Genomic DNA, 4,470 nt, shown 5'->3' on the forward strand with positions numbered 1-4,470 from the left:
CCCGACGGCGGCCCGAGGCTGCTGGAGACGGTGCGCACACCGCTGGGCCGGTCGGGTTTCGTGTGCGTGCCGCTGTTCGCCGACGAACTCGGGCGGGGTGCCGCACTGGTGGACCACACCGCTCGCGCGGTGTCGCTGGCCGCCTCCCTGGGCGCGCGCTGTGTGTCCCTCGCCGGGATGATCCCGTCGCTGACCGGATACGGCTTCGACGTGCTGCGGCACCGGCGGTACCCGGCGGCGGTGACGACGGGGCACGCGGCGACGGTGGTGTCGGTGGTCAGGACCGTGCACGCGGCGCTGGACGCGACCGGCCGGGATCTCGCGGACCTGGAGGTGGCGTTCGCCGGGCTGGGTTCGATCGGTGCGTCGTCACTGGAACTGCTGCTGTCACTGGCCGCCCGCCCGCCCCGGCGTCTGCTGCTGTGCGACGTGCGCGGCAGCGGGCCGCGGCTGAGGGAGCTCGGCCGCCGGCTGAGGGAGCGCGGGCTGGCCGGCGAGGTGGAGGCCGTCGAGGCGCGGCGGATGCTGCCGGACGCCGTGCACGCCGCGGACCTGCTGGTGACGGCGGTGAGCGGGGCGACGGCGGTGCTCGACGTCGACCGGCTGCGGCCCGGTGCCGTCGTGGTCGACGATTCCTTCCCGCACTGCTTCGACACCGGACGGGCCCTCGCCCGGATGCGGGAACGGAGCGACGTCCTGGTCCTGGGCGGCGGGCTGCTGCACGTCGGCAGCACCGGCCGGGAGGTCGCCGACGACCTCCCGGCCGCGGCGGCGGCCGGCTACCTCGCCCAGCCCTGGATCGAGGGAACCCTGGCCTCCTGCCGCGCCGAGTCCCTGCTGCGCGCCTCGGACGACCGGCTGCCGCTGGTGCACGGCCTGGTGGACGCGGCGGTGGCGCGGGCCCACTGGGACGCCATGGAGGAGGCCGGGGTCACGGCGGCACCGCTGCACCTGCTCGGTCACACCGTCGGCCCGGCGGCGGGCGCCGGTCTTTCCGAGCCGCCGTCAGATACCGAACTCCGCCGGTGAGAGGTTGAGGGCCGAGCAGGCGTCGCGCACGGCGTACTGCTCGGCCGGCTCGAAGCTGCCGTCGGCGCCAGCGACGACGAGGCCGGTCTGGACGACGGCCCGGGCCTCGACCGGCTTCTTCGCCGCCTTGGCGATGTCCTCCAGCGCCCGGGCCTTGCCCAGCTCGAAGTTGGCCGTGAGCCGGTCCACGTGCTCGTTGAACCGCTTGCGGAGCTGGTCCGGCGGGAAGTTCTGCAGCACCTCGTTGGAGACGATCAGTTCCTCCACGCGCTGCCGCTCGGCCGGATCGACGCGTCCGTCGGCCGCGGCGACCAGCGCGCACATCGCCATGCTGGCGTCCCGGTAGGCACCGCTCTTGAGCTCCGCCTTGGCCGACGCGAGCTGGGACTTGAACAGGCCCATCAGCTGGGCCTTGGAGCCGCCGCCCGAGGAGGAACCGTGCCCGTGCTGCTGTCCGCTCCCCGCCCGTGCGCCCTGGGACTGCTGGAGGGCCCTGGCCTGTTCCTTGAGCCGGTCAAACATCGCCACTTGGTGCCACCTCTTCTGTCGCTGTCACGGTCCGTCCGGTCAAACGGACGCGGCCGCGACCATGTTCCCGGACGGCAAAAGAAAAGCAAAGCCGACTCGGGAACCGACGGCACCGGGAATCCCGGCCGACGGCCGAACAAATCACAGGTTTGGCCACCCGCGGGACGGGTGAGGCGGCTGGGATGTCGTCGCCCACCATCCCCGCCGCCGCCGTCCCCCGTGCCGAACAGGACGACACGTCCCGGCGGGCGCCACAGCGTGACGCGTTCTTCGACAACGCCAAGTACCTGGCGATCGTGCTGGTCGCGGTGGGACACGCCTGGGAGCCGCTGCGTGACGGCAGCCGGGCCGTCAGCGCGCTGTACATGCTCGTCTACGCGTTCCACATGCCCGCGTTCATCGTCGTCGCGGGCTATCACTCGCGCGGCTTCGACGGCAGTCCGGAGCGCGTCAAGCGCCTGGTCACCGGCGTCGTCCTGCCGTACGTCGTGTTCGAGACGGCGTACACCTTCTTCACCCGGTGGACGGACGGCGTCCCCGACCGGCCGGTCACCCTGCTGGAGCCGCTGTACCTGACGTGGTTCCTGGCCGCGTTGTTCGTGTGGCGGCTCACCGCGCCGCTGTGGAAGCTCGTGCGGTGGCCGGTCCCCGTCGCGCTCGTCGTCGCCATGCTGGCGACGGTGTCCCCGTCGCTCGGCGAGGACCTCGACGTGCAGCGCACGCTGCAGTTCCTGCCGTACTTCGTGCTCGGTCTCGTCCTGCGGCCCGAGCACTTTTGGACGGTGCGCCGCCGCCGGGTGCGGATGCTGGCCGTGCCGGTGTTCGCGGTGGCGCTGGCCGCGTCGTACTGGGCGGTCCCGCGTGTGACGTCCGGCTGGCTTTACCACGGGGACAGCGCGCAGGAACTGTCCGCCCCGGCCTGGTACGGCCCCGCAGTGACCCTGGTCCTGTTCGGCTGCTCGCTGCTCCTGGTCGCCTGCTTCCTCGCCTGGGTGCCGGGGCGGCGGACCTGGTTCACGGCGCTCGGCGCGGCCACGCTGTACGGCTACCTCCTGCACGGTTTCGTCGCGCAGGTCAGCAAGTACTGGGGCTGGTACGACCCGGAGTGGCTGTACCGTCCGCTCGGCGGGATCACGGTCACCCTGGTCGCCGCCGTGGTCGTGACGGCGCTGTGCACACCGCCGGTGCGACGGGTCTTCCGCTGGGCGGTGGAGCCGGGGACCACCTGGGCGTTCAGGCGCTGACCGGGCGGCCGGACGCGCCGCCGCCCCGGACCGGTCGGTCCGGGGCGGCGCGTCCGGCACCCTCGGTGAGGGTTCAGCCGACCGTCCACTTCTGGTTGGCGGCGCCGGTGCAGGTCCAGATCTGCAGACGGGTGGCGTTGGCGGAGTTGTTGCCGGTCACGTCCAGGCACTTGTCGGCCTGCGGGTTGACGATGTCGCGTGCGGCGGTGACGACCCATTTCTGGGCGGCGGTGCCGTTGCAGTCCCAGAGCTGGACGGGCGTGCCGTCGGCCGTGCCGCCCGAGGCGACGTCCAGGCACTTGCCGAGGGCGCGGACGGTGCCGTCGGAGCCCACGGTCCAGTTCTGGGCGGAGGTGCCGTTGCAGTCGTAGAGCTGTACGGCGGTGCCGTTGGCGGTGTCGGCCCCGGCCACGTCCACGCACTTGCCGGCCAGGCCGCGGATCGCGCCGCCGGCCGGCGCGTCACCGGTCGTCACCGACACGTGGTCCACGACCAGTTGCTGCGGGAAGACGGTGGAGCCGTCCGGGTCGCCCGGCCAGTAGCCGCCCACCGCGAGGTTGAGGATCAGGAAGTACGGCTTGTTGAACACCCACTGCTTCCCGCCGAGGTCGGCGGGGGTGCGCCGCTGGTAGACGTTGCCGTCCACGGACCAGGTGATCGAGTCCGGTGCCCAGTCGACGGCGAAGGTGTGGAAGGCGTCCGCGAAGGCCTGGCCGCCCGGCAGCGTGTAGCCGGCGCCGATGCCGCCGGAGCCGGAGTAGCCGGGGCCGTGGATCGTGCCGTGCACCGTGGAGGGTTCGAAGCCGACGTTCTCCATGATGTCGATCTCGCCCGAGTCCGGCCAGTCGACCGGTGTGCCCAGCATCCAGAACGCGGGCCACATGCCCTGCCCGCGCGGGACTTTCATCCGCGCCTCGACGTGCCCGTACTGCGCGGTGAACCTGCCGGAGGTGTTGAGCCGGGCCGAGGTGTACTGGCAGGTGCCGTACCAGCACTGGTAGTTGGCCGGGTTCTCCTTGCGGGCCGTGATCACCAGGTGGCCCTGGCCGTCCAGGGCGGCGTTCTTGTTGCCGGACGTGTAGTACTGCCGCTCGTGGTTGTTGACGTTGTCGCCGGTCTCGATCTGCCACTTCGAGGAGTCGACCGCCGCGCCGGCGGGCCCGTCGAAGGTGTCCGAGAACGTCACGGCCGCCGCGGCGGCGGCATCGGCCGGTTCCGCCTTCGCGGTCCCTGCCGCACCGGAGGCGACCAGCGCGGCGGACACGGCGGCGATCAGCCATCTGCGGAGTCTGCGCGGAGAGGACATGGCTCTCCCTTTCCGTACGGCGACCCGGATGTACGGGTGCGCCGACCGAGATTGTGGGGGTGAACGTGCAACTACTTGATTTAAGAAGTGAGATAAGAGGGCGTCAACCCCCTGGTACGGACCAGGATCCGGCGGTCACGGCACCCGGGCCGTTCCCCGGGTCCCCGTTCAGGCCGTCGTGCCCCACGAGGTCCGGTGTGCGCAGCCGGGGTCGTGCTCGGTCGCGCACGACGTCCACCAGCGTTCGCAGCAGGCGGCCTCCACCTCGGCCCGGGCGAGCGCGGCGGCCGCCGCGTCGCGCCACGCGGCCCGGCGCCCCTCCCGTTCCCGCAGGACGGCGACGGCGCGCCGTTCGTCGGCGAT

General features: G+C 72.3%; 3 protein-coding genes and 2 pseudogenes. 2 read left to right on the plus strand and 3 right to left on the minus strand.

Annotation, left to right across the window (positions count from 1 at the left end; all coding sequences use genetic code 11):
- A pseudogene (locus B7767_RS39360) lies at positions 1 to 1,029 on the plus strand (hypothetical protein); the annotation flags it as partial.
- On the opposite strand, the gene B7767_RS39365 reads toward B7767_RS39360, so the two are convergent.
- Positions 1,006 to 1,557: a tellurite resistance TerB family protein gene (locus B7767_RS39365; protein ID WP_073935834.1), complete on the minus strand. Its 552-nt coding sequence runs from the start codon at positions 1,555 to 1,557 to the stop codon at positions 1,006 to 1,008. The pseudogene B7767_RS39360 and the gene B7767_RS39365 sit on opposite strands and share 24 nt — an antisense overlap.
- A gap of 182 nt (positions 1,558 to 1,739) precedes the next feature.
- Between B7767_RS39365 and B7767_RS39370 the strand changes: the two genes are divergently transcribed.
- On the plus strand, positions 1,740 to 2,801 hold the full coding sequence (locus B7767_RS39370; RefSeq protein WP_085576128.1) for an acyltransferase family protein: 1,062 nt from the start codon (positions 1,740 to 1,742) through the stop codon (positions 2,799 to 2,801).
- Between the two features lie 73 nt (positions 2,802 to 2,874).
- Here B7767_RS39370 and B7767_RS39375 read toward each other — a convergent pair whose 3' ends face one another.
- Both B7767_RS39375 and B7767_RS39380 read right to left on the minus strand, forming a co-directional pair.
- Positions 2,875 to 4,107: a glycoside hydrolase family 16 protein gene (locus tag B7767_RS39375; RefSeq protein ID WP_085576129.1), complete on the minus strand. Its 1,233-nt coding sequence runs from the start codon at positions 4,105 to 4,107 to the stop codon at positions 2,875 to 2,877.
- Positions 4,108 to 4,275: 168 nt separating this feature from the next.
- A pseudogene (locus B7767_RS39380) lies at positions 4,276 to 4,470 on the minus strand (hypothetical protein); the annotation flags it as partial.

The organism is Streptomyces sp. 13-12-16, from assembly GCF_002114215.1.
Lineage (GTDB): Bacteria > Actinomycetota > Actinomycetes > Streptomycetales > Streptomycetaceae > Streptomyces.